This window comes from Nocardia arseniciresistens (assembly GCF_046764875.1).
GTDB lineage: Bacteria > Actinomycetota > Actinomycetes > Mycobacteriales > Mycobacteriaceae > Nocardia > Nocardia arseniciresistens.
Genome location: NZ_JBKORD010000023.1, coordinates 115,837 through 139,697, shown reverse-complemented (window position 1 = coordinate 139,697; position 23,861 = coordinate 115,837). Strand labels below are relative to the sequence as shown.

21 protein-coding genes and 1 pseudogene are annotated in these 23,861 nt (G+C 66.0%); 10 read left to right on the top strand and 12 right to left on the bottom strand.

Features of this window, described 5'->3' with window-relative positions:
• On the bottom strand, positions 1-491 hold a 491-nt coding region (locus ACLMAJ_RS33840; RefSeq protein ID WP_412017964.1), incomplete at its 3' end, for a Scr1 family TA system antitoxin-like transcriptional regulator.
• A 572-nt stretch (positions 492-1,063) separates the two neighbouring features.
• Here ACLMAJ_RS33840 and ACLMAJ_RS33835 point away from each other — a divergent pair.
• Together ACLMAJ_RS33835 and ACLMAJ_RS33830 are read left to right on the top strand one after the other, a co-directional pair.
• Positions 1,064-1,546 (top strand): DNA-directed RNA polymerase subunit beta, encoded by a 483-nt coding sequence (locus ACLMAJ_RS33835; protein WP_412017960.1) that lies wholly within the window; start codon positions 1,064-1,066, stop codon positions 1,544-1,546.
• On the top strand, positions 1,536-1,790 hold the full coding sequence (locus ACLMAJ_RS33830; RefSeq protein WP_412017959.1) for a hypothetical protein: 255 nt from the start codon (positions 1,536-1,538) through the stop codon (positions 1,788-1,790). Before ACLMAJ_RS33835 ends, ACLMAJ_RS33830 begins: the two co-directional genes overlap by 11 nt.
• Before the next feature lie 496 nt (positions 1,791-2,286).
• On the opposite strand, the pseudogene ACLMAJ_RS33825 reads toward ACLMAJ_RS33830, so the two are convergent.
• Positions 2,287-2,824, bottom strand: a pseudogene (locus ACLMAJ_RS33825) (IS1380 family transposase); the annotation flags it as partial.
• 744 nt (positions 2,825-3,568) lie between these two features.
• Between ACLMAJ_RS33825 and ACLMAJ_RS33820 the strand changes: the two are divergent.
• From ACLMAJ_RS33820 to ACLMAJ_RS33790, 7 genes are read left to right on the top strand one after another with little or no spacing between them, the layout of a single operon-like run.
• Positions 3,569-4,612: a cupin domain-containing protein gene (locus tag ACLMAJ_RS33820; protein ID WP_412017958.1), complete on the top strand. Its 1,044-nt coding sequence runs from the start codon at positions 3,569-3,571 to the stop codon at positions 4,610-4,612.
• On the top strand, positions 4,602-4,979 hold the full coding sequence (locus ACLMAJ_RS33815; protein WP_412017957.1) for a DUF4440 domain-containing protein: 378 nt from the start codon (positions 4,602-4,604) through the stop codon (positions 4,977-4,979). The genes ACLMAJ_RS33820 and ACLMAJ_RS33815 overlap by 11 nt, the downstream gene beginning before the upstream one ends.
• 19 nt (positions 4,980-4,998) lie before the next feature.
• A complete protein-coding gene (locus ACLMAJ_RS33810) occupies positions 4,999-6,078 on the top strand; it encodes a GNAT family N-acetyltransferase (protein WP_412017956.1) in 1,080 nt (359 codons plus the stop codon).
• Positions 6,075-6,977: an aminotransferase class IV gene (locus tag ACLMAJ_RS33805; RefSeq protein WP_412017955.1), complete on the top strand. Its 903-nt coding sequence runs from the start codon at positions 6,075-6,077 to the stop codon at positions 6,975-6,977. Before ACLMAJ_RS33810 ends, ACLMAJ_RS33805 begins: the two co-directional genes overlap by 4 nt.
• A 53-nt stretch (positions 6,978-7,030) precedes the next feature.
• The gene (locus tag ACLMAJ_RS33800; protein ID WP_412017954.1) at positions 7,031-8,512 is read left to right on the top strand and encodes a styrene monooxygenase/indole monooxygenase family protein; all 1,482 of its coding nucleotides are present in this window, start codon (positions 7,031-7,033) and stop codon (positions 8,510-8,512) included.
• Positions 8,509-9,855, top strand: coding sequence for an FAD-binding oxidoreductase (locus ACLMAJ_RS33795; RefSeq protein WP_412017953.1), 1,347 nt, complete (start codon positions 8,509-8,511; stop codon positions 9,853-9,855). Before ACLMAJ_RS33800 ends, ACLMAJ_RS33795 begins: the two co-directional genes overlap by 4 nt.
• Positions 9,839-10,588, top strand: a complete 750-nt coding sequence (locus ACLMAJ_RS33790) for an SDR family NAD(P)-dependent oxidoreductase (RefSeq protein WP_412017952.1) — start codon at positions 9,839-9,841, stop codon at positions 10,586-10,588. Before ACLMAJ_RS33795 ends, ACLMAJ_RS33790 begins: the two co-directional genes overlap by 17 nt.
• On the opposite strand, the gene ACLMAJ_RS33785 is transcribed toward ACLMAJ_RS33790, so the two are convergent.
• The 4 genes from ACLMAJ_RS33785 to ACLMAJ_RS33770 all read right to left on the bottom strand — a co-directional run bounded on the left by ACLMAJ_RS33785 (position 10,548) and on the right by ACLMAJ_RS33770 (position 12,278).
• Positions 10,548-10,772: a hypothetical protein gene (locus tag ACLMAJ_RS33785; RefSeq protein WP_412017951.1), complete on the bottom strand. Its 225-nt coding sequence runs from the start codon at positions 10,770-10,772 to the stop codon at positions 10,548-10,550. The genes ACLMAJ_RS33790 and ACLMAJ_RS33785 overlap by 41 nt on opposite strands.
• A 19-nt stretch (positions 10,773-10,791) precedes the next feature.
• Positions 10,792-11,373: a Uma2 family endonuclease gene (locus tag ACLMAJ_RS33780; RefSeq protein ID WP_412017950.1), complete on the bottom strand. Its 582-nt coding sequence runs from the start codon at positions 11,371-11,373 to the stop codon at positions 10,792-10,794.
• 229 nt (positions 11,374-11,602) lie between these two features.
• Positions 11,603-11,914 carry a helix-turn-helix domain-containing protein gene (locus tag ACLMAJ_RS33775; RefSeq protein ID WP_412017949.1) on the bottom strand — a complete coding sequence of 104 codons (312 nt, stop codon included), beginning with the start codon at positions 11,912-11,914 and terminating at the stop codon, positions 11,603-11,605.
• The gene (locus ACLMAJ_RS33770) at positions 11,907-12,278 is read right to left on the bottom strand and encodes a type II toxin-antitoxin system RelE/ParE family toxin (protein ID WP_412017948.1); all 372 of its coding nucleotides are present in this window, start codon (positions 12,276-12,278) and stop codon (positions 11,907-11,909) included. Before ACLMAJ_RS33770 ends, ACLMAJ_RS33775 begins: the two co-directional genes overlap by 8 nt.
• 216 nt (positions 12,279-12,494) lie before the next feature.
• Here ACLMAJ_RS33770 and ACLMAJ_RS33765 point away from each other — a divergent pair, with 216 nt between their 5' ends.
• Complete coding sequence (locus tag ACLMAJ_RS33765; RefSeq protein ID WP_412017947.1) at positions 12,495-13,475, top strand: ABC transporter substrate-binding protein; 981 nt, start codon at positions 12,495-12,497, stop codon at positions 13,473-13,475.
• Between the two features lie 9 nt (positions 13,476-13,484).
• Here the strand turns inward: ACLMAJ_RS33765 and ACLMAJ_RS33760 are convergent, their stop codons facing one another.
• The 6 genes from ACLMAJ_RS33760 to ACLMAJ_RS33735 form a co-directional block, all read right to left on the bottom strand.
• On the bottom strand, positions 13,485-14,606 hold the full coding sequence (locus ACLMAJ_RS33760) for an MAB_1171c family putative transporter (protein WP_412017946.1): 1,122 nt from the start codon (positions 14,604-14,606) through the stop codon (positions 13,485-13,487).
• 108 nt (positions 14,607-14,714) lie between these two features.
• Positions 14,715-16,439: an MFS transporter gene (locus ACLMAJ_RS33755; protein WP_412017963.1), complete on the bottom strand. Its 1,725-nt coding sequence runs from the start codon at positions 16,437-16,439 to the stop codon at positions 14,715-14,717.
• Positions 16,440-16,591: 152 nt separating this feature from the next.
• Entirely contained in the window at positions 16,592-17,356 is a 765-nt protein-coding gene (locus ACLMAJ_RS33750) for an ABC transporter permease (protein ID WP_412017945.1), read from the bottom strand.
• Complete coding sequence (locus ACLMAJ_RS33745) at positions 17,353-18,138, bottom strand: ABC transporter permease (protein WP_412017944.1); 786 nt, start codon at positions 18,136-18,138, stop codon at positions 17,353-17,355. Before ACLMAJ_RS33745 ends, ACLMAJ_RS33750 begins: the two co-directional genes overlap by 4 nt.
• Before the next feature lie 61 nt (positions 18,139-18,199).
• The gene (locus tag ACLMAJ_RS33740; RefSeq protein WP_412017943.1) at positions 18,200-19,180 is read right to left on the bottom strand and encodes an ATP-binding cassette domain-containing protein; all 981 of its coding nucleotides are present in this window, start codon (positions 19,178-19,180) and stop codon (positions 18,200-18,202) included.
• Between the two features lie 13 nt (positions 19,181-19,193).
• Positions 19,194-23,813 carry an amino acid adenylation domain-containing protein gene (locus ACLMAJ_RS33735; protein WP_412017942.1) on the bottom strand — a complete coding sequence of 1,540 codons (4,620 nt, stop codon included), beginning with the start codon at positions 23,811-23,813 and terminating at the stop codon, positions 19,194-19,196.
• Positions 23,814-23,861 lie beyond the last annotated feature (48 nt).

The following is a 23,861-nucleotide window of genomic DNA, read 5'->3' as shown; positions in this document are numbered from 1 at the left end:
ACATTCATTTGAAAGTCGGTGTCCTCGGTCAAGCGTTGCTGACGGCGGGTCATCAGCTCAACGCGGCGCTCCAGCTCAACAAGCGAGATATCTCGATAGGCCGCCTGGACGACCGACCGGCGATAGCCGGGCGTCTGGAGCAGGCCGGGCAGAAGCGTCAGTTGGAAGGTGGACAACCGGTTCGCAGTCTCTTCGAGCGACAGGTAGTGGTCGAAGTGCGTGCCATAGGTATCTGCGTACACCTTCCACCAACCACGCCGGGTTCCGCTCTGCGCCCTGGCTTCTCGGGCTTCTACCCAAAGGGCAAGAACCTTCTCGCGGCGCTCGTCGTCGGCGTCGTAGAAATCCAGCAGCGCCTTCAGATCAGCAGTGGTCATCTTGATCGGTAGCCCCTTCTCGAGCCTACCGACGCCTTGCTTCGAGATCTCCAGGACTCGGCTTGCTGCGAGCTGCGTTCTGGTGCTGCGCAATTCGCGCAGTAGCTGACCCATTGCGCGGAGGGGAAGTGTGCTCACGTGGTTAGCCTCCCTAATGGTGGACGTCCAAACTGGAACTCCAGCACATTCTAGGGAATCGTCGAGTTGATAGTTCCAGTTTGACGATTTGGGTGTGTACTGAATTCACCCGATGACCGGGAAACCTCGCACGGAATGCCCACCTTCGGCCGTGAGCGCGACTGCTCGAGACATTGCCGGTAAGCACAGGCGACGACCGGTGACGGCCCTCAGCAGCTCCGGTCATTGGGTGACCGAAGACCGCAGTCGATGCCCTGGAGGTCGGCGATGCCGAACCACGATCTTCCACAACGAGACCCGCTCACCGGACCACCATCCGCCTACGTGGGCGAACCCGATACCGATGTGCTCGAAGCCTTCAGCACCGCGCTTCGGGAGTGGGCAGGCTCGCCCGCCGCCACAGAATCGTCCCGGTGGCGGGGTGTCGAGCCCTCCGCCATCGGGCGCACCACACCACTTCCTCAATTGAATTGTCCCGGTGCAGGAGTGTCGATTCCCCCGGCACCGGGCGCTGCAACCCCACACACGAAGCAAGCAGAGGTCTAACCATGGACCACATACCTTTTGGGGAAACCCCCGCGTCGCGCACCATCTTCTACCGGCGTGTGTGCGATCTGCCCGCGAACCTCGACTCGCCGAGTCCGGGTGGCATCGTCATGCAGGCGACCCACGTGTGGGCGGTGCGGATGCCCATACCTCTCGGGCGAGCGGTCAAACATCATATGGCCCATCGAGATTCCGCTGTCGGTCCTATCCTGGCGCTGCCACGATCGAACCAGTGGCTATATCTGATCCGGCCGGATGTCCCCGAGGATGTGTCGCTGTTCGCCCAGCTGTTTCGCAACCACGTCTCCGTTATCCGCGCGGGCGGCACGGTGGCGTTGCCGTCACCCACCGTGCGGTCCGAAGCGATCCGGCAGTGGATCGAGCCACCACGAGACACCTTCCGCCCCTCCGGGCTTGCTATCATCGCCTCGGTTCGCGCGTGTTTGGGACCGGGCAAGGCGCAGGCTGTGACACATGTCCAATGACGTAGGTATATATGTGCCCGCAGGCGAAATTGACCCGTCTGTGCGGGCACTGCTCGCGGCCTTCCATGAGGACACCCGCACAAAGCTCGAACTGGCTCCCGTAGATAGTCGACCGACCGCGCATCTGGCGGATGGAACGCTCTGTGCCGTCGACGCCAGCGGCTGGCCCGAGGCGTACGACAACCTCGATGAAACCGAAGCAATCCCGGTAGCACCCACCAGCGTTCGAGACTCGGAGACATGATGAGCGCCAACGCTTCCCCGATGCCGAATGAGGCGGATGTTCACCTGAGCGTGTTCGTGCACGGTGTGCGGATGGACTTCGCCGCATGCATGACTGCGGCACTGTGTTTCGTTGAAGAACACCGATCACGCCATTACGTCGATGCCGTGAACGTAATCCCCGGCGACACGAGCGGGATTCCCAGGCTCCCCAACGAACGGCTCTACCTCGGTCCATGAGTTGAGTGGGCCGAACCATCTGAACTGCATTTGTCAGCATCTTGACAACTTCGCGAGGGTCCAGGCCTGCTAGCTGGAAGGCCCGAAGTTGAGAAATGAGCTGCTCGAGGGAAATTCCATGTCGTTTGGCAGTCTTAGCCCGAATCCACCGACCCGGGTGCCGGGCTGGTCTGTGCGTCGGAGGCGCGCTGACCAGTGTGTTTTGGGTGTGGGGTAGCCGCTGGTCTGCCCAGCTTTTCCACTTCGATGTTGGTTCAGGGCTGTTGAGCCGGGGGTGGTCAGGTGCTGGCGGGTTGTGGGGGTGTGTAGCCGATAGTGTTGTGTCACAACATGAGCCATGTGTCGCCCACGGCCAGTGGCTGGGCAGGTGCAGGATCGGTCGGCGTCGCGGGCGGGCCAGGCGGGCGGGGATGTTGACGATCTCGCGTCGCAGGGTGGCCGCGCGAGCTCGGCCGTGGTTTCCGCCGCGAGGATGCCGGTGGCGCGCAGCAGGTTGTGGGCGATCGCGGCGCAGATCCCCCAGGCAGAGTTGGCACCGAAACGCCCGGAAGGGATGTGGGCCAGAGGTCCCTCGATGAGGTCAGCGAACACGGTCTCGATGACAGCGTGTTTGCGGTGGGTGATGTCGGCGTCGGCGACCGGCTCGAGGGAGTTGGTGAAGAACGGGTGATACCGCCATATCGGGAACAACGCATCCGGGTAGCGGGCGTCTTCGACCCGTCGCACGATCAATCGGGCGGTGGCGCGGTCTTTCGTGGAAGCGAAAGCGGTGTAGGCGATTTCGGCGACCTCGGCATCGGAAATCCACTCCCCGGAGCCAGCACCGATCCGCCACTGGCTCAATCACTTTCTGGCACCGAGACCAGCCCGGCAGCGCCCAGTCGGGAGGGCCGGCTACCTGATCTGTCACCTGTGCCGCCGCGGCTTCATCGGCAACCTCAACGTGCAGAAGAACCTGTGGGGCAACGGCATCGCCACCCGCGTACATCCGACAACAGATCCCCGGCTACACCTGGCACACCAGGCGCTACCACCTCACCGCGAAATCCTTCTGGTTACCGACCGCCGAACACACCGGCGAGGACTACATCGACACCGACCGCGCCTGCGGACACCTCGAACCGTTCGGGACCGGCGGAGTGGCATGGGCGCTCGACCGCCTCACCTTCGGCGGGCACATCATCGAAACCGGCACCGACTCATACCGACTCGCACACCCGAGCAACCAAGAGCTGAACCGCCACGGCGGAACCTCGTGATCGCGGGGGTGCCGCTGATTTGCTGATGTGACTCCGGCTACGGTCTGCGGCGGAACCACCGTGCGAAGTGACATGGATGCGCTTCGTGTCGCGCTCCTGCGGCAGTCCCGCTATTCTCACGATCACAGCGAAGATTCGCTTGGTGACCATGTGGGTAACCGCTGCGGAAGACACCCAATTTTATATGTGCCGATTGATAGCCAGCGGATATCGGATCCAGGCGTAACGATAGTGGCAGTCGGACGCACTGCCTGGATTCCGGGAGCGCTTGCGCGGCGAACCGGTTGCAGGAAGAGAACGCATGGAAGTCATCGAACGCGAAGCCCTGGAACAGATCACATCGGTGGTGGTCGACGGTGCCGTCCACGACATCGGTCTGCTGAAGGACTTTCACCGGAATCCCACTTTGGCCGCGTTCGTTCCCGACCTGGCAAGACTCTCCATCAGCTGGGTCCGCCTGCGCCCCGGCGAGGAACTGTCCGTGCACCAGCATCCGACCAAGAGCATGATCATCGTCGCCGAGGGCACCGGCAGGACCATGGGCGATGCCACCACCGATATCCGTTCCGGCGATATCGTGGTGGTGCCACCCGGGGCGCGGCACGGGTTCGTCGGTACCGGACCCACCGGGTTTTGGGCGCTCTCGATCCAGTTCGAAGGTACGGGGCTGTACGAGGACCCGGACAATGCCCGTGTGAGCTTCGTCGGCGATCGAGCCGACATCGCGACGATACGCGCCGAGAACGACAAGTACATGCGCGCCTACGAGGGCAACGCGCTGGTCCGGCTGATTCGTGACATCGACGCGCAACCGGTGGGTGTGCGCGAGAGCCTGCTGGATCACCTGCAGGGGTGGTCGAACGCTTTCCAGCGGATCATCGCGGCCAGGGTCGTCGGAGAGGGCGACAGTCCGGCCCGTGCCCTGGCCGACGAACACCTGACCGAGGAGGTCGGGCACCACCGCTTGCTCGCCGCGATCCGCGACGGGCGCGACGTCCCATGGGACCCGGTCATCGCCGGCGTATCCTCCTGGTTCCTCGATCGGATGGCCACCGGATCCAGTGTGGAGCGCACCGTGCTTGCTCATCTGGCGCTCGAGGGGAGCGGGATGATCTTCCACGCCGCCGGTGTGCACGCCTTCGCCTCGAGCGAGTATTTCCGGTTGCACGACGGCGCCGACGCCGAGCATCTCGAAATGGGGTACCGCGAACTGAGCGAACGCCGGGACTGGACGGTGGAGCAGGTGAGTGCCGCGTTGCGACAGGGGTGGCAGATGATGGAGTTGCTGTGCGATCGGATCGCCGATCGTGCCCGGTCCGCCGCCCTCGCCGACCATGTCCACTGAGCAGTCGCGGTTTTCGGAGCTGGAACGGCGAATCCTGACGGCGATATTCCGGCGTGACAAGGCCGCGATGGCCGAGTTGATGCATCCGGACGGCTACGGTTTCGACGCGACCATGGGCCTGGTGAGCCAGCGATCGCTGATCGAGGGGATCGACGCGCTGGCGCCGGACGCACGGTACGTCGCCGACGATATCCGGGTGGTCGACGCCGGTCCGCAGGTGGCCGCACTCAGCTACCGGCTGCGCCAATGGGGCGAATTCGACGGCGCCCCCCTGCCTTCGGTCGTGTACTGCAGCAGCGTTTGGCGGCACGGCTCCCTCGGCTGGCAGGCCGTGTTCCATCACGAGACACCTGCCCGCACCGCCTGATCGCTCGAAGGTTCCGATTATGGAAACGACCGTAGGCCCGCAGCTGCGGGCCACGACGATATCGCGCTCGCAGGCCGATGCCGCGGACACCGCGCAGTGGCGACAGGCATGGTGCCGCCTCTACGACACCCCGACCTCGGACGTCCCGCTGGGGCGGATCATGCACTGGCGCGCGGTAGTCGCAGCGTTGGGTGTGGGCACGGCGCTGGATAGCGATCGCACGCTGGTCACCCGCGGCTTCTTCTACCAACCGCACACCACACCGCCCGAACTCGCCGAACTGCGGGCCGACCGGTGTGCCGCCGCGCGGCTCGGGGCGCGCTGGCTGCTGTACCCGGTCGTCCGTACCAGCGAGGCGAGGGAGCTCGCCGAACACGGCGGCACCCTTCTGCCCTGGTTTCTCGAAGCCGAATACGTACCGACCGACGAGGTGGATCGGGATCTCCGGAACCTGCTGGGAGGGGCGCGATTCCGGGAACTGCGGCGGCTCGTCCGTCGGGCGGACGAGCACTACACCTGGGAGGCGTGCACCGGGTCCGATATCGATGACGAGGTACTGAATTCGTTCGACCGGCTGCACCATATGAACCTGGCCAAATACGGGCACCGGCACAACCATTTCGCCATGCCGATCCTGCACGACCTGACCGCGTCCGCGCTGCGCGACCGGCTGTGCGTCTTCCGGCACCGCGGTTCCGGAGGCGAGACCGTCCACGCTGTGCTCGCACTGCGCGGCCGCGAATCCGACACCCTCGATGTGCTGGTGCACGGTATCGACCACGTGCGGGTGCCGCCCGCGCAGAATCTGTACGCGACCGGGTTGTACCGGATATACCGGTGGGGGGTGGCGCACGGAATTCGCCGCTTCGCGCTCGGCCGCGGCGCCGAACGCGTCAAACTGGACCTGGGGGCCAATCGGTTTCATGTGGTAGCCAATGCGCTGATCCGAGTCGATGGCGGGGAGCCCGTGACAACGGGCCTCAGTCCGCTGCGTGAGGCGGCGCGGGCCGCGATCGAGCAGCCGCTGCGCGAACTGACCTCGATCGTGGCACGTCGGGATCTCACCGGCTCGGTTCTGGTGCCGGGCGGTGTCGCATGAGCGGGCTGGCGACAGCGGGTGCCGTGGGGGCGATGTGGATGGACGGCGAACTGGTCGCACCCGGCGAGGCGACTCTGCCGGTGCTCAGTTTTGGTCTGCACAACGCCATCTGTGTCTTCGAGGGCATCCGGGTGCACGCCGGATGGCCGTTCGCTGTCGCCGAACATGCCGAACGACTGCATATCTCGGCAGCTGCGGTCGGTATGTCACTGCCCTGGTCCGCCGAACAGATCGTGGCGGCCATCGATACGGCAGTCGCCGCTGCCGGGTACGCGGAAGCGTATGTGCGCCCGGTGGCCTGGCGCGGCGCGGAGATGATCGGTATCGATGCCTCGGGTACGAGTGTCCACCTCGCCATCGGCGTCATCCGCTGGCCTGCGGCCGCCATACCGCGGCAGCCGCTGCGCCTCGCGCTGTCACAGTGGAGACGGCCGGCACCGACCATGGCGCCCACCCAGGCGAAGACGTCGGCGAACTATCTCGTCGGTTCCTTGGCGCTGTCGCAGGCTCGCGGCGAGGGCTACGACGACGCGTTGCTGCTCGACCACCACGGCTACGTCGCGGAGGCCACCGGGGCGAACATCTTCCTGGTGCGCGAAGGTGAACTCGTCACCCCGATCGCCGACACCTTCCTCGACGGCATCACTCGCCGCACGGTGCTCCGGCTGGCCGAGCGGATCGGAATCCCGGCCCGCGTCACCCGCGTGACCCTCGAAGATCTCGCCGCAGCAGACGAAGTCTTCCTCACCGGCACCGCGTCCGGAGTGGCGCCGGTGGCTCAGGTCGCCGCCACTACCTATCCGCCCGCACGCCCCTGCACCCGGGCGCTCGCCGACGCCTATGTCGAACTCGTTCACGCCCACCGACCCAAGGAGGCGCCACGCATACCATCGGCATAGTCGGCACCGGGATATCGGCCCTGCACCTGGCGCTGCTGCTACAGCAGCACGGGGTGGCCGCGACCCTGTACGCCGACAAGACTCCGGCACAGATCCGCGACGGTCGCCTGCCGAACAACGTGTGCCGCTTCGGCCGGACACGGGAGCGCGAACGCTCGCTCGGCGTCGACCACTGGAACTTCCCGGATTTCGGGATGAGCTGTGCGCATGTGCGCGTCCGCGAAGATCCGCCCATCACCTTTCGCGGAGACCTCGGCAGCCAGGCTGCCTTCGTCGACTTCCGGCTGTACCTTCCGCGACTGCTGGCCGACTACCGTGATCGCGGCGGTGTCGTGGTCGACGTCGCCGACGCGCGTACCGCGCTGGCGCAGTACGGAGCCGACCACGACCTCATGGTGGTGGCCACCGGCGGCCGCGGACTCGCCGACGACCATTTCCCGCGTATCCCGCACCGCAGTGCCGACCGGCCCGCCCGGGTGCTGCTGGCGGGGTTGTTCCACGGTGTGGCCCATACCGATCCGATGGGCATGCATCTCGAGATCGTGCCCGGCGTCGGCGAGATCTTCCAGACGCCGGTGCATTCGGTGATCGGACGGGTCGCGGGAATCACGTTCGAAGCCGTTCCCGGCGGCCCATGGGACGCCCTCGTGCGCCGCAACTACTACGACGATCCCGTGGCCTGCGCCGACGCGGTACGAGAACTGATCGCCGGTACCGAAATCGCGGAACGCGTCGATCCGGCACGGTTCGCGCTGACTCGCCCGCTGGATCTGTTGCAGGGCACTGTCACCCCGACCGTCCGCACGCCGTGGGCACGGCTGAAGTCCGGCGGTTATCTGGTCGCGGTCGGTGACGCGGCGGTACTCAACGACCCGGTCACCGGGCAGGGGGGAAATCTCGCGGTCGCGGCGGCATGGGAACTGGGCCGGGTCATCGTCGATGAGGCGGTGTTCGACGAGCGCTTCTGCCGGGCGTGGGCGGACCAGCTGTGGGAACTGAGCCGCGACGTGACCGAATGGACCGCGTCGGCGCTCGGCCCACCGCCGACTCAGGTTTTCGATGTGTTCCGGGCGGCCTCGAAAGATCAGGATGTCGCGAACGCCTACCTCGACAACTTCGACGACCCACGGGCCATGTGGTCGGCCATGGCGACGCCGCAACGTGCGGCCGCGTTCCTCGGTCGGGTCACCGCGGGTATCACCGCATGCGTTCCCGATCGCGCTGTCGTCGATCGGGAACTGCGACTGCTGGACGCGCTCGGACATGAGCAGCCGCACGTGCTGTCCGGGCTGATGGCTCCGGACGGTGTATTGGTCGACGAGCACGGCTGTCATTTCCCGGACAGCCGGCCGCGAGACGCGGGCGAATCCGATCGTCCCGTCGGTATGTCGGTGGTCCGATTGGCCGATACCGCAGAGCTGGTGACCTACCGACAGCGTGGGCGGCACTGCTCGACTGTGTGGCGCCGGGACACGAACACCGGGTGGACCGCCGCCGTCCACCATCGGTCCCCGACCCCTGAGGAGAAGCCGTGACAGTTCGTGCGATACCGGTGCGCGGGGAGATCCTCGCCCCCGGACAACCGGGCTACGACGATGCTCGGCGCATCTGGAAGGGCCTGGACCGGAGACCGTCTTGCATCGTCCGTTGTGCCGACACTTCGGATCTGCGGAATCTGGTCGGCTATGCGGCACAGGAACGACTTCCTCTCGCCATTGCGGGAGCGGGCCACGATATCGGCGCCCGGTCCATGCCCGACTACGCGCTGGTGGCTTCCACCGCCGCACTGACCCGGGTCGAGATCGACGCCGAACGGCGCCTGGCGAAGGTGGCGCCGGGTGCCCGCTGGGGCCATGTAGTGGAGGCGGCCGCGCGGCACGGTCTCGCGACCACGGGCGCATCCGTGGCCACCGTCGGCGTGGCCGGATTCGCCCTGCACGGCGGACTCGGCTGGCTGATGCGCAGCCTGGGTACCGCGTGCGACAACATCCGCGAACTCGAAATGGTGACTGCGGACGGGGAACTGCGGCGTATCGCCCCCGACAGCGAACCCGATCTTTTCTGGGCGATGCGCGGCGCGGGATCGAATTTCGGAGCCGTGACCTCGCTGACCCTGCAGCTGCACCCGATCACCCGGGTCACGGCCGGAATGATGTTGTACCCAGGCGAGGCGGCTCCTGCTGTGCTGAACGCATTTCGCGATATCACCGCCCGCGCCGGCGACGAACTGGTGACGCACTTCTACTACAACGGAAGCCCGGACGGTGCCCACAGCACCGGTATCGGTCTGTGCCACACCGGAGATCCGGCGGACCTGGCGACCCTCCTGGCCCCGCTGGCGCCCCTGGGCGAGCCCGTCTACGACTCGGTACGAGAGATGGGCATCGACGACCTGCAAGCTGTGCACGACAGCAGCACCCCGCGTGGGGCCCGCTATCACCTGCGGGCACACTATCTGTCCGAGTTGGACGACAGTGTCAGCGAGGCGATTCTCGCCCGGTGTCGCACGGTCACGGCCCCCTTCACCCAGGTGTTCGTGGAACATATGGGTGGCGCTGTCGGGCGGGCGCCGATCGATGACAGTGTGTTCGGCGGACGGCACGCCGGCTACTCGTTCCTCGTCATCAACGGCTGGAGTTCGCCGGAGGACGACACCACCCAGATCGCTTGGACCCGCGCGTTCGGCGATGCGGTAGGTCCGCACGCGACGCACGGCGCCTATGTGAACTACCTCGACTACGACGAGGACCACCGGATCCCCGGCGCTTACGGGTCCGCGTATCCACGGTTACGGGCGCTCAAGCGCCGCTACGACCCTGCCAATATGTTCCGGTTCAACCGCAATATTCCACCGGAGGTCGATGATGCTGCTAGCTGACAAGGTCGCTGTCGTCACCGGCGCCTCGCGGGGTATCGGCGCCGCGACCGCCGTCGAACTCGCCGGGCGCGGGGCGACGGTCGTGCTCGATTACCAGAACGAGAGCTATCGCGCGGAGGCCGAGGAGGTCGCGAACCGCATCACCGCCACGGGTGGACGAGTCAGGCTGGTAGCGGCCGACATTCGCCATGAGCAGGAACGCCGGGCCATGATCGACAGTGTGGCCGAGCGTGAGGGGCAACTGGACATCCTGGTCAACAATGCCGCGATCTACACTCGGCGACCGACCGAGGAGATCGACGAGCAGCATCTCACCGAACATCTGCACAACAACGTGCACGGCGCCATCCTCACGACGGTCGCCGCGGCCGGACTGCTCGGGCCGGGCGGCCGGATCGTCTACCTCTCCTCCGGCCTCGCCCGCCGACTGGCCGCGACCAGCACCGCCTACGCCGCGTCCAAGGCGGCGATCGAGGCGGCGGCCCGGTGCCAGGCCGCCGAGTTCGGCCCACGCGGTATCACCGTCAACGCCGTCGCGCCCGGAATCGTCGAGACCGCGCAGCTCGCCGGCAGCCTGCCGCCCGGACCGGAACGCGATGCCTTGATCGCCGCGACCGCGCTGGGGCGGATCGGGCAGCCGATCGATATCGCGCGCGTGGTCGCATTCCTGGCCTCCGCGGACGCGGGCTGGATCACCGGTCAGGTGATCGACGTGGACGGCGGTCTCCAGTAGCCCGCGTAGCCACGGGGCTGCCGGCATCGTGTACGAATTCGGTGACGATCCCGGAGGGTTGACCAGGAAGCTGACCGTGGACAAGGAATTTGCCGTCGTGCGCGACGACGGCGCCGACGACGAGCTGTTGCACCTGGTCACGGTTGGCGCTGGTCAGCGTCTCCAGAAGCGTGGATTCGATCATCAATCCTTACCCTTGCGGACTAGCGAACAAGGTCCGCAAAGCCGATATCGCCGACTACGACATGCTCGAGCTGTAGAAATCCATCACGATGCAGCCGGTGCAGCCGATACTCGGATGCATGGGCGTCGAGTCTGAACTCGCGGACCTCTTCGATGTCGTACTTGGTATCGAGTGCGACGACCAGATAGAGGGGGATGCCTGCACGGGCGTACTGGGCCTTCTTGTCCAGCAAGTCTTCTGCGGCAGTGGACGGCGAGGAGACTTCCACCACGATCAACGCATCACCGGCCTCCGGCTTCGCGCCCCGCTCCGGCAAGCATCGGTACACCGTCACATCCGGTCTGCGGAAGGTGAACTTCGGCACCCGCCACAGCACCACATCAATATCGGTCTCGACCCGGATGCACGGCTCGGTGCTCGGCAGCTGCTCCATGGCACCGGCCAGTCTGCGCGCTACTCGGTTGTGCTCGGGTACCGGCGACTCGCACACGATCACGTGCCCGTGCACGACCTCGATCTCGCGCGCCATGCCCTCGGGGAGCATGAGGTACTGCTCCTCGGTCATCTCATGCGGCAGCGGGCCGGGCGGTTGGATCGTCATGTCGAAAGCCTAATGGGTGCTGCCTATCCGTTGCCCGTGCTCAGCCGAGCGAAGGTGAGCAGTCGCTACTCAGGTATCGGTCCGCGCTGCTTTGGGTCGGGCTGACGTGCCAGGGCACGAACCGCCCGGTGCTGGTCGATTGCCCCGACATCGTGATCCGCGCCGTCGGTGTCAGCCCGGCGAGGACGAGCGGGCACCGATGAGCAGCGACCATTACCCTCGCCGAGGATCATGCGGCATCGTTCTTCTCGAACCGGGCGACGAACTTCAGTTCCAGTGCGTGGGCCAATCGCTCCAACATGCCGATAGTGGGTGTGCCGCCACCGGATTCCAACCGGGAAACATCAGGCTGGCGCAGCCCGGCGCGCTGCGCCAGCTGTGTCTGTGTCAGTCCGAGTTCGAGGCGGCGTTCGCGGATGGCATTCGCGAATTCGATTGCCAGCCGGGCCTCCTCGCGCCCGGCGTTGTACTCGTCGGCATCGAAGTCCGGTCGGTTGGCCCTCGAGCTCCGTAGCTCATCCATTGACATGTGTTCAGCCATCGCCGTCTACCTTTCTATCGAAGCTGATTCGGGCGTGCTCATGCTCAACTTCGCACACCTTCCGCAGCACCTTCGCCCGGTCCACCTCTGCGGACTCCCGCATTCGGTTCTTACGGAAGACCATCAGCAGCACGACCCTGCGGCCAGATGTTAGCCAGTAGGTAATGCGCATTTCTCTCGGATGCAGGTGGAACCGGAGCTTCCGCACGCCATCGCCAAGATTGCGGGACCACGGCTCGCCCAACGTCTCCGCGTTCTCCGCAAGCATTCCCACATACGTGTCGACGCGACCGAAGTCCCGATCCGATAGTGACCGCAACCATGCGGCCACTTCAGGTTCGACCTCGACGACATATAACCCCATAGGATCGATCCTATATATGACCGATACTATAAACAAGGAAACGGTCGGCCTGGCGAAGCGAGCAGGCCACCCAGGTGTCGGCCCGGACAGACGGTGAGATGGTCGGCCACGTGGCGCGCAACACACGGAGAATATAGGTTAGCCTAGGCTGATTTATGCTGGTTGCGGCTCGGTTGAGTCGGTCGGGGAAGCTCCTCGACGAAGGAGGGTTTTGCGATGAAGTCTGTTCGGGCATCCCGCGGTTTGGGGCGGGCGGCGGTTGCGGTGCTGGCGGGGGCGCTGGCGTTCGGTATTGCCGGTTGTGGGTCGTCGAGCGATGAGTCGGGGGCCGGCGGTGAGCCCGTTACCGTTGCGCACGCGCGGGGTGAGACCACGGTTGAAGGCACTCCGAAGAAGGTTGTCACGCTGGGGAATCAGTGGATGGACACAGCGTTGGCGCTCGGTGTGACGCCGGTCGGGCATATCGACAATGTCGCCGCGGTGTCCAAGACCAGCCCGCCGTGGGAGCCGGACTCGCTGAAGTCGTCGAAGGCGCTGAACACGACAGGCAATATCGCCGAGCAGGTCGCGGCGCTCGAGCCGGATCTGATTCTGGTGGACGGATTCCTCGCCGATCAGAAGACCTATGACGATCTGTCCAAGATCGCACCGACGCTGCCCGGTTTGAGCAAGGAAGCGGTCGGACCGTGGCAGAACCTGGTGACGACGCTCGGCAAGGTGCTGCGCAAGCAGGACGAGGCGAGCAAGGTCATCGCCGATGTGGACAAGAAGGTCGAGACCATTACGCAGGCGAACCCGGGCCTGAAGGGTAAGACCTTCGTCAGCACCTGGCTGGCGAGCCCGGCTCAGCTGATGGTGCTGACCGACCCGAACGACGGCTCCAGCAAGATCTTCACCCAGCTCGGCCTCGGCATCCCGAAGAACCTCACCGACCTGCCCGCCAACCAGGGCAGGCTGGCGCTGTCCCCGGAGCGCGTCGACGAGCTCACCGCCGACCTGCTGCTGGCCGGATACTCCCCCGGCATGGACGAAAAGTACCGGCAGCTGCCCGGTTACATCGAACTGCCCGCGGTGAAAAAGGGCGCGGTCACGTTCCTGACGGTCGAGGAGATCAGCGCCGTCAACCAGCCGACAGCTCTCTCGATCCCCTACCTGCTGAACAAGCTGCAACCCGCCATCGCCAACGCGGCGAAGTAGCCGAAAGGCTCACCGAACCCGTTCTCCCCGAAGGTCCGCGCTCGCCCTCGCGCGGGCCTTCGGCCATTCCCTGGCAAGTTCGCGCAGATAGCGAAGTCCGGCGGTGCGGTCGCCGACGCCGAGGCCGACGTCGTCGCGCGGCTGTCGAACCGCTGGCGGGCGGCCGTCGATCTTTGCCTGCGCGGCGTAGGCGATTCGCAGTGCCTGCTCGCTGACGTCGGCTCGAAGGTCGGGCAGTTCGTCGGGAGCATGCTGCTTCAGATGCAGCAGTGCGTCCCAGATTTCGACGGTCATGCGATAGAGGCGCGAGGCGGATTCCGGTGCACCCTGCCTCGATGAGCTCGATTCATCGGGAAAGAGCACGACTTCCGGCACTGCGGCCGTCAGGTCCTGCCACAGCGGTCGCAGGCGGCGACAGTGTCGACCGGCCCGATCCAAACCGGAACGCGCGAGCACCGCGATCACCAGCGGAACCGCGATCAGCGCGGTAAGGCTGGCCAGTGTCGCGAAGGTCCCGATCGTCCATGCCAGCCCCGGATCGTCGGGCGGAATTCCATTGGCCGTCCGTACCGCCGAAATCACCGAAGCGAGAAAGGAATAACTGCCGACCACGAGCAGGGCGGAGTAGGTCAGCAGCTCCTGTGGCGTCGGCTGCGTGGCCCGCAACTCCCGGACGCAGGCCCGCGCCATCAACAAACCCGAGTACGCGGTGAACATTTGGGAGGCCGCCCATGCGGTGGCGTCCCAATCGAAGATGCTGTCGATGGGCACTCCGGCCAGGTCGACGGACGCGCACGCCAGCACGATAGTTCCAGCGATGCCACCGACCGCGTCGTACTTACGCTGACGCTGGACCGCGGTGCCGGGGTCGGCACCGTCGAGCAACTTGGTGAAGCCGTACACGTTGGCCATCGCCATCGCACCGATACCCAGGAACAGCCGGGGCGCAAGGGTGGCCGCGCCGAGCCACGCGGCGAATCCATACGCCAGCATCCCGGCGATGTCCCAACCGAGTGCGCGATTGATCAGACGGTCGATAGGCGTGTCGTTGACGAGCAGCCAGCGACCGCTGGCAATCGCGACGACGAACGCCACCACCGCGACAGCGATCGGAACCGGTAGGTCATGCATCGCCGTCGACAGTAGGACTGCTGCGCGCCCTGGACCAAGTGCAGAGCGTGGGCAGGCAGCGAATTCAGCGCGTCACATGCTCGAACTCAGCGCGCTGCCGGCTCCAAATCACCGCGCTGCCATGGACATAGCGGCGAGCTCGTCGGCCGCCGCGAGCTCGGCCTCTTCCTCCTCGACGTACTTGTCACCGGCGAAGTACGAGGCCACGGCGGCAAGGAACATCATGACGGCCGCCGCGACGAACACCACGACGAGGCCGGAATGGAACGGGCCGGTGAGCAGGTGCGGGAAGAACTCCTGACCGGTGAGGATGTCGGCATCGACACCCGGCTCGGCGAGTTCGCCGGTGGGGCCGAGCAATTCCTGGATCGGGTTGAAGCCGAGGAAAGCGGCGAACATGCTGGCCACCGGGGGCATATTCGCGACGTCTGCCGCCGCACCCGCGGAAACGCCTTGGGCTCGCAGCCCCGAATCCAAGGCGGACGGGAGGCTGGCCGCGAGGCCGACGACCATGAGGGAGAAGAAGATTCCCATCGACAGCGCGTTGCCGCCGTTGAACAGGGTGCCGCGCATGCCCGACGCCGCGCCGCGCTGTGCCGCGGGCACGCTCGACATGATGGCTGCGGTGTTCGGTGAGAAGAACAGTCCGCAGCCGATGCCGTTGAGCAGGATGATCGCGGCGAATACCCAGTAGTTGAAGTCGACGGGGACCACGAGCAGCAGCAGGAACGTCAGGCCCGCGATCAGCGCACCGCCGGTGGTGAACATGCGCGAGCCGTAGCGGTCCGAGAGCCAACCCGACAGCGGGCCTGCGGCAAGGAAACCGACGGTCAGTGGCAGCAGGTAGATACCAGCCCACAGCGGTGTCGATTCGAAGTCGTAGCCGTGCAGCGGAAGCCAGATGCCCTGCAACCAGATGATCAGCATGAACTGCATGCCGCCTCTGCCGATCGAGACCATCAGATTGGCGAAGTTACCGAGCCCGAAGGCACGGTTGCGGAATAGCGCGAGCTGGAACATCGGGTCGGCGACCTTGCTCTCAACCACACAGAACAGCACGAGCACGGCCAGACCGCCGAGCACGGCGGTAAGCACCCAGGGGTTGGACCAGCCGGTGGCGTGCCCGCCGTAGGGCTGGATGCCGTAGGTGATTCCGGTGAGCAGCGCGGTGAGGCCGAGCGCGAAGGTGATGGTGCCCGCCCAGTCGACCTTGCCCGCGGAGCGCTGGCCGACCTCGTGCAACGAGCGGTAGGACCAGATGGCGCCGAGTATGCCGATCGGCACACTGACCCAGAACACCGCGCGCCAATCCCATTCCGACAGCACGCCGCCGATGAGCAGGCCGAGGAAGGAGCCCGCGACCGCGGCGACCATATTGATCCCGAGCGCCGTACCGCGCTGCTTGGCAGGGAAGGCGTCGGTGAGGATGGCCGTCGAATTGGCCATCAGCATGGCGCCGCCGATCCCCTGGAACACCCGCCAGATGATGATCCACATCGCGCCCGCACTGCCCTGGAAGGGGTCGAAGGACAGTGCGACGGCCGTGAACGCGAAGACCGCGAAACCGAGGTTGTAGATCCGCACCCGGCCGTAGATGTCGCCGAGGCGGCCGAACATCACCACGAGCACCGCGGTGGCGAGCAGATACCCCATCAGCATCCAGAGCAGGTAGCCCACATTGCCCGCGGCGAGCGGGTTCAACCCGACGCCGCGGAAGATCGCGGGCAGCGAGATCAGCACGATCGAGGCGTTGATCGCGCTCAAAAGGACACCGAGGGTGGTGTTTGTCAGCACGATCCACTTGTAGTGCGGATGATCTCGGTCGTAGCGCATACGACGGCGGACGGTCTGGACATCGTCCAGATCGAGATCAGCAGACGGAATCGTCACAACAAGCCCCTTGCAGATGGTTATCTCAGCGAACTATATAGTTAGCTGATGTAACGATCAAGCGGCGGGGCGATTCCCCAGGTCAATTCGGCGAATCAGCTTTCGGCGGCCCTTCGATATCCCCGGACAGCGAGGGCACCGAAGACCGCGGCGAGCCCCGCGGACCACGCGATGGTTTGCAGCAATGGAGTGGCGATCGGACCGCCGACAATAAAGCCACGCATGGCTTCGATGGCACAGCTCATCGGCTGGATACGCACCAGTGGTTGCAGCCAACCCGGATAGTTCTCGACAGGGACGAAGCCGGAGTTGAAGAACATGCCGAGCAGAACAACGGCCGAGAACAGCTGCACGACCTTGTTGCCCGCCTTGGTCACACCGACGCTGATCACCATGGTGGCGAAGCCAGGAATCAGCAGGACCGGGACGGCGAGCACGCCGAGCGCATCGGACCAGCCCTGCTGGAAACGCAGCCCGAGTGCGACGCCGAGCGCGACCACGATGACGGTCGCGATCAACGTGCGGCCGCATTCGGCGATCAACCTGCCGATCAACCCGGCCGAGCGGTGCACCGGCAGCACCCAGAAGCGCCGCAGCAGACCGCTTTCCCGCTCCGCGTAGAGCGAAAGACCGGTGCCCATCGCGCCGTACATGGCGCCGGTCACCGCGATCATCGGGACGAAACCGTAGATGGCGTCCACACCGGTGGATGCGCTGAGGAACTTGTTCAGCACGAGTTGGTACATCAGCAACAGCAGTACCGGCAGAATCAGGGTGGAGGTCAGCACCTCCTGCTCGCGTGGCCAGCGCCGCAGCAGCCTGCCCGTTTCCACGAAACTCTGGTCGATCAGCGTCTTCACGGTCGCCGCCTTTCCACCGACACCGACGCGGCGGTGAATGCCACGATCAGTCCAACGGTCCAGGCCACCCCGACACCGAGCGTCGAGGTGAACCGCCCGTCGGCCAGATCACGCAGCGCCGCCGCCATCTTGGAGACCGGCTGATTCTGGACGAACGGCTGGATCCACCCCGGAAAACCTTCCGCGGGAACGAAGCCCGTCGACATCATGACCAACAGCAGTTGTGGCGCGAGCAGTGCCGACGCGCCGATCTCCGGTTTCCCGGTCGCCACACCGAGCGCATCGGCACCGATCACCAAGGCCAGCGCGAATCCGAGCGCCAGTGCCACAAAAGCGAATGTGGCTGCCGCACCATGGAATCGGAAGCCGAAGACCGTGCCGATCACCGCAGCGCCCGCGAGCGCGGCAAAGGCGCGCACGAGGTTCGCCGACATCCGCGCGGCCATCGGGACCCAGGGACGCACCGGCATCGACCGCATCCGAGTTCCCATGCCGCTGAAGGTGTCCCGCGCGGCCCGATCACCCGCCGACATCGAGGTGAAGAACATGCCCTGCACCACGATCACCGGAAGCAGATACTGCGCGTAGTCCGTACCCGCCGCCTCCATCGCCGCGCGCAACGGCACGTAGAAGCAGAGAAAGAAGATCATCGGTGCGACGAAACCGAAGACCAGGTCGCCCTCGCGCATGGCGGCGCGAATGGTGCGCCCGCTCAACGCACTCCACTGCATTCCGGCAGGCACCGAGAAAACCGGTGTCGCGGCGGCGGTTTCGGCGCTCATGCCCGCACCTCGCTGATGCTCGGCTCCGGCACGAGCGAGTACTCGGCTGCGCCTATTTCGCTCATGGGTTGACCCCGCTCGGCACCAGCGCGGGCTCGTCCATGCTCGACGTGGTGAGTTCGATGAACACTTCATCGAGCGACGGCCTGCGCAATGCGATATCGATGAGTTCGATGCGGGAGTCGGTAATCCGACGCAGCGCCTCGGCCAGGGTGGCGGCACCGTCGGGGGCGGGCAACGAGACCCGGTCCTTGGATTCGGCGACCGTGATGACGCCGAGGCCGTGCAGGGCGGTCACCACGGCGGGCACTTCACCCGCGTCCACCGGAACCACCTCGCAGTAACTGGATCCCGAGCGCGCCTTGAGTTCGTCGGCGGTGCCCTCGGCGATGACGGTGCCCTTGTCGATGACGATGATGTTGTCGCTCAACGCATCCGCCTCCTCGAGGTACTGCGTGGTGAGCAGGGTCGTCACCCCCTGCTCCTTGAGCGAGCGCACCAGCGACCACACGCCCTGCCTGCTGACGGGGTCGAGGCCGGTGGTCGGCTCGTCGAGGAACACGACCTTCGGCTGCCGCACCAGGCCGCACGCGATGTCGACGCGCCTGCGCATGCCACCGGAATAGCCACCGACGCGACGGTCGGCGGCCTCGGTCAGTGCGAACTGTTCGAGCAACTCGGTGGCGCGTACCTTCGCCTGCCTCGGGCGCAGGCCCATCAGCCTGCCGAACAGCACGAGGTTCTCGCGACCGGTCAGCACCTCGTCCAGCGCCGCGAACTGACCGGTGAGCATGATGGAGGACCGCACCGCAGCTGCCTCACGGACGACATCGTGCCCGGCCACCAGCGCTCGACCCGCGTCCGGCTTGGTGAGCGTGGACAGGATGGAGACGGTGGTGGTCTTGCCCGCACCGTTCGGGCCCAGGACCCCGAGCACGCTGCCCGCAGGGGCCGAGAAGGACAGGCCGCGAACGGCGTGCACATCCCCGAAGGACTTTCGGACGTCCTCGACCACGATCGCGTCGCCAGTTATGTCGGTCATCGAAGCTCCTGTCTCATCGGATTTCCAGGGCGGCGACCACGGCGAGGACCGCGCGTTGCCATATCTCGGCGAAACGATCGATCTCGTCGGTGTCGAACAGTGCGTCGCTCCAGCGCAATAGCGTCGCCAGCTGCGGGCCGTCAGCGCCGGGATATACCGCTGTCACCAGGTCCAGTGCGTAGCGCAACGGCATGTCCGGCTCGGGGGCTATCGGAAGCTGCTGGTGCAGTGCGAGATCGGCGATCGGGGCCCATTCGGTCTCGGCGGAACCCGCGATGAGATCCATGCGGCCGAGGTAGTCGAGCATGACCTGCGGGTCGGGGGCATTCGCGAACTCCGGTGCGCCGTAGCGAAGCAAGCCGTAATCCAGCCCCTTGTTCGGTACACCCTCGACCTGTGCGGCAACAGCTTTCAGCAGGTCGCCGACCGCTGTCGGGTCGGCTTCCGCGCGGGTGATGCAGAGAGTGGAGCCCGCGCCGACCCGGACCGGGTACACGGTGGTGAACCAGCCGACGGTGCGCGCGGTATCGACATCGCCGACAATCGCGTCTTCGCGGCCGTGACCCTCCAGTGCCACCAGCGCACCATTGGACGAGTCCTGGCCACGTTCGGTCCGCCAGGACGCGAGCGCGATGGCCAGCGCCGTGAGCAGGAACTCGTGCATACCGAGGTCCTTGCCGAGGCCATCGAGTACGCGCCCGGTCGTCTCCGAAGTGGAGAAGGACGGGGTGAGCCGGTAGGAGGACCACGTATCCACGGCCGGATCCGGGTGGCGCACGCCGAGTTCCGGATCTGGTGCGGCCAGCTGCTCAGACCAGAAACCTTGCTGGGCAGCTACTTCCGGCGCTATACGCCGTTGCTCGAGTGCCTGCGCCCAGTGCCGGTAGCCGGTGAACTCGGGCGCGAGCGTTGCGGTCGGCCCCTCGACGAGCTGCCGCCCGGCATCCGCCAGGTCGGCAAGCAAGATGTGCCAGGACACCGGGTCCACCGCGAGGTGATGGACCGATAGCAGCAGCACATCACTTTCCTCGGCGCGCTCGAAGCGGACGGCTTGAATCATGCTGCCCACGAACGGATCTACTCGATCGATCGCGGAGCGCGACTGCGCGGCGAGCACCGCGCCGAAGTCGCCGGATACCCGGACTTCGCGCAGCACATCGCTCGCGAGCACGCTACCGGGAGCTCTGGTTTCCAGCCGATGCCCGTCCGCGACAGTCGAAAGGCGGGCCCGTAGCATGTCGTGGCCGTCGAGAACGGCCTGTAGCACCGACTCCAGTCGTTGCCGATCCATTCCGGCGGGCAACGAGACCAGCGTCGACAGTGCGAGCCTGCGGAAGCCGCCGTGCTCGTACATCCAGGACATGATCGGCGTCGGCAGCACCTCGCCGTAGCTGTTGATCCGCGTCTGCGCCGAATCGGGCTGTGCCGCACGCGCATCGACGGCAGCGGCCAGATCGCGCACCGTTGGATTCGACATCACCATGGCGGGACTGACCGAAAGTCCAGCCCTGCGCACCGCATTCACCAGCGAGATCGCCACGATGCTGTCCAAGCCCAAGGCGATGAAGTCGTCGTCGATGCCGGGGGCGCTGCCGCCGAGCGCTTCGGCGAGCGCCGCACACAGGGCGCGTTCGGTATCGGTGCGCGGTGGTGTGCGATCCGCCGAATCGGCGCCACCGAGTGCCTCGAGGCCGATCGTATCGAGCGCACGCGTGTCGAGTTTCCCGTTGGGAGTCATCGGCAACTGCGGCAGCGAAATCACCCGGGCAGGAACCATGTACGCGGGCAGCCGCTCGACAAGACCGGCGCGCAGCACGGCGGTGTCGATGCCGCTGACCGCGAACGCCACCAGGCTCGGTCCGCTCGGGCGCTGCACCACAAGGACCGCACCGGCACGCACCTGTGGCAGTTGCAGCAAAGCTGTTTCGATGTCGCCGATTTCGATCCGATAACCGCGAATCTTCACCTGATCATCGGCTCGGCCGAGGTAAGCCAGATCACCGGTGGGCGACTGCCGCACCAGATCACCGGTGCGATACATGCGCGCGCCGGGGTCGAACGGGTCGGCGACGAAGCGATCGGCAGTGATCGCGGGCTTACCGACGTAGCCGCGCGCCACCTGAGCGCCGGAAAGGTACAGCTCGCCGACGACGCCACGGGGTACCGGTCGCAGCATCGCATCGAAAACATAGGCCGACATGCGATCCACCGGACCACCGATGGCCGGCTGCCCGCCGCCTGGCTCGTTTCGGCCGGAATTCACGGTCGCGACCACCGCTTCGACGGTGGTCTCGGTCGGGCCGTAGCAGTTGTATACGGCGGTGCCGGGCAAGGCGCGCAACTGTTCCCACATCGGCGCACCGATGGCCTCGCCGCCGAGCGCGAGCACCGTCAATCGTTCACCGTCGACCAGACCGGCCGCGGACAGCTGGGTGAACATCGAGGGCGAGGTGTCGATCATGTCGATCTCGTGGCGCACGATCCCCTCGACAAGACCCTGCGCATCCCGCATTTCGGTGTCGTCGAACAGATGCACCGCGTGACCGTCGAATAGCCCGATCATCGGCTGCCATGACGCGTCGAAGCTCAGCGACCAGGCGTGCGCGATCCGCAGTTGCCGACCGAGCCTGGCGACCGCCGGTCGGTACACCCGGTCGCGGTGGTCGGCGAAGTAGCTGGCCAGGGCGGCATGAGTACCCATGACGCCCTTGGGTTCTCCGGTCGAACCGGAGGTGAAGATGAGGTATGCGCACGACTGCGGATGCGCCGGTCGTTGCGCGGAAACGGTCCGGGCCGCGATCCGCTCGACGACGGCGGGGTCGTCGAGCACCAGGGTCGGCCGGTCGGCCGCCGCGTGCGGCAACCCACCGTTGGTCACCACCAGATGCGGTGCCGCCTGACGCAGGATGGACTCGATACGCGCCGCCGGAGCGGAGATCTCGACAGGCACATATGCGCCACCGGCCTCCAGCACCGCGAGTATGGCGATGATCGACTGCGCCGATCTCGGCAGCAGCAGGGCGACAACAGTTTCCGGCCCGATCCCGTGTTCGACGAGCTCACTCGCCAGCCGACCGGCTTCCGCCCGCAGTTCGCGGTAGCTGTAGAGCGCATCCGCGGAACTCAACGCGACCGCATCGGGGGTCAGCTCGACTTGGCGCAAGAACAGCTCGGAGGCGGTCTGCGGCGGTGAGTCGACGCCGAACCGAGCAGGGCCATCAGCCCGGCTGGGGGCGGAGCCGATTTCGGTCCGAATGCCAGGGCGGTCCGCGGATCCGCTCGGCCGCACGCTGAATTGTCGCGCCGCCCGCTCGCCCGGCAGCAATACGTCGAGCTCGTCCGGGCTCGCGTCGCCGCTGTCGGGCAGTTGGCGCAGGACCGCGAGGATTCGTTCGCCGATATCGCCGACGGGGAAATGCGGGAGCGCTTCCGCGACGGCCTCGAGCATCACGACGAGCGCACCGTCACTGAGGTACGCCACCACCGAAAGGGGGTAGTGCACCAGGCTTTCCATGGCGACGGGCAGGAACCGGGTGCCGTCTTTGGTGACGATGGGGTCCGTCGCCGCGCCGATGGGTGCGTTCTCGAATACGAACAGCACGTCGAACAGCGAACCGTGTCCCGCGGCACGCTGGATATTCGACAGGCTCACATAGCCCGCGTCGCGCATGGCCGCGGATTCACGCTGCGACCGCGCACACTGCTGCGCGACAGTCTCGGTGCGGTTCAACACGACCCGAGTGGGCACCGTATTGATGAACAGCCCGATCATGGTTTCCACACCGGGCAGCGAATCCGGCCGCCCGGAAATGGTGGTGCCGAAGACGACATCGCGGCGATCGGTGAGGCGGCCGAGCACCACCGCCCATGCGAACTGGACGACGGTGCTCATGGTGAGGCCGTTCGCGCGCGCCCAGCGCACCAGCCGATCGGTCTCGGTGCGGTCGAGGCTCAGCCGGGTGCGGCGCGGGATGACAGTGCCGACCTCGGCCGCGGAGCCGTCGGCGAGCATCAGCGGGCCGGACAGCTCCGCCAGATATTCGGTCCAGCTGTGCAGCGCGGCCGTCGCGTCGTGCGCGGCGAGCCAGCCGATGTAGTCCCGATACGGACGCGCCTTCGGCAGCGAATCCGCCTGTCCGCCCGCCTCGTACACGGCGATGAGCTCGCGAAAGAACACCGCGACCGCCCAGCCGTCCATCAGGATGTGGTGCGCGGTGACGATCATCCTGCGCCGGCCGTCCGGCAGCGCGACCAAGGTGATCCGCAGCGCGGGACCGCGCCCGAGATCGAAACGCTGCCCGCGGTCGGCCTCGGCGATGCCGTCGAATTCGGCTGGCAGCGCCGAGATCTCGAGCCACGGCAGCTCTACCCATGTCGGCACGATCTGTACCGGCTTCGGCAGATCCTGGTCCCAGAACGAGGCCCGCAGGTTCGCGTGGCGTTCCAAGATGACCTCGGCGCTACGCCGCAATACCGGCACGTCGATCGGACCACCGATGTCGATGACGAACTGCATCGTGTACAGGTCGACGCCCTCGCCTGCCAGCTGGGCCAGCGAGAACAGCCCCTCCTGCAACGGACTGAGTGCGAGCACATCCTCGATCTCGGCGGGGACGCTGCGATCCACGCTCATTTCCACCCCTCGAATCCGATCGTGGCGACCTGCGCCGCAATTGGTTTC

Excerpts from the sequence above, each read along its gene's own strand:
- ACLMAJ_RS33835 (WP_412017960.1), top strand. The coding sequence starts at position 1,064 with ATGGACCACATACCTTTTGGGGAAACCCCCGCGTCGCGCACCATCTTC.
- ACLMAJ_RS33830 (WP_412017959.1), top strand. The coding sequence starts at position 1,536 with ATGTCCAATGACGTAGGTATATATGTGCCCGCAGGCGAAATTGACCCG.
- ACLMAJ_RS33820 (WP_412017958.1), top strand. The coding sequence starts at position 3,569 with ATGGAAGTCATCGAACGCGAAGCCCTGGAACAGATCACATCGGTGGTG.
- ACLMAJ_RS33815 (WP_412017957.1), top strand. The coding sequence starts at position 4,602 with ATGTCCACTGAGCAGTCGCGGTTTTCGGAGCTGGAACGGCGAATCCTG.
- ACLMAJ_RS33810 (WP_412017956.1), top strand. The coding sequence starts at position 4,999 with ATGGAAACGACCGTAGGCCCGCAGCTGCGGGCCACGACGATATCGCGC.
- ACLMAJ_RS33805 (WP_412017955.1), top strand. The coding sequence starts at position 6,075 with ATGAGCGGGCTGGCGACAGCGGGTGCCGTGGGGGCGATGTGGATGGAC.
- ACLMAJ_RS33790 (WP_412017952.1), top strand. The coding sequence starts at position 9,839 with ATGATGCTGCTAGCTGACAAGGTCGCTGTCGTCACCGGCGCCTCGCGG.
- ACLMAJ_RS33785 (WP_412017951.1), bottom strand. The coding sequence starts at position 10,772 with ATGATCGAATCCACGCTTCTGGAGACGCTGACCAGCGCCAACCGTGAC.
- ACLMAJ_RS33780 (WP_412017950.1), bottom strand. The coding sequence starts at position 11,373 with ATGACGATCCAACCGCCCGGCCCGCTGCCGCATGAGATGACCGAGGAG.
- ACLMAJ_RS33775 (WP_412017949.1), bottom strand. The coding sequence starts at position 11,914 with ATGGCTGAACACATGTCAATGGATGAGCTACGGAGCTCGAGGGCCAAC.
- ACLMAJ_RS33770 (WP_412017948.1), bottom strand. The coding sequence starts at position 12,278 with ATGGGGTTATATGTCGTCGAGGTCGAACCTGAAGTGGCCGCATGGTTG.
- ACLMAJ_RS33765 (WP_412017947.1), top strand. The coding sequence starts at position 12,495 with ATGAAGTCTGTTCGGGCATCCCGCGGTTTGGGGCGGGCGGCGGTTGCG.
- ACLMAJ_RS33760 (WP_412017946.1), bottom strand. The coding sequence starts at position 14,606 with ATGCATGACCTACCGGTTCCGATCGCTGTCGCGGTGGTGGCGTTCGTC.
- ACLMAJ_RS33755 (WP_412017963.1), bottom strand. The coding sequence starts at position 16,439 with ATGCGCTACGACCGAGATCATCCGCACTACAAGTGGATCGTGCTGACA.
- ACLMAJ_RS33745 (WP_412017944.1), bottom strand. The coding sequence starts at position 18,138 with ATGAGCGCCGAAACCGCCGCCGCGACACCGGTTTTCTCGGTGCCTGCC.
- ACLMAJ_RS33740 (WP_412017943.1), bottom strand. The coding sequence starts at position 19,180 with ATGACCGACATAACTGGCGACGCGATCGTGGTCGAGGACGTCCGAAAG.
- ACLMAJ_RS33735 (WP_412017942.1), bottom strand. The coding sequence starts at position 23,813 with ATGAGCGTGGATCGCAGCGTCCCCGCCGAGATCGAGGATGTGCTCGCA.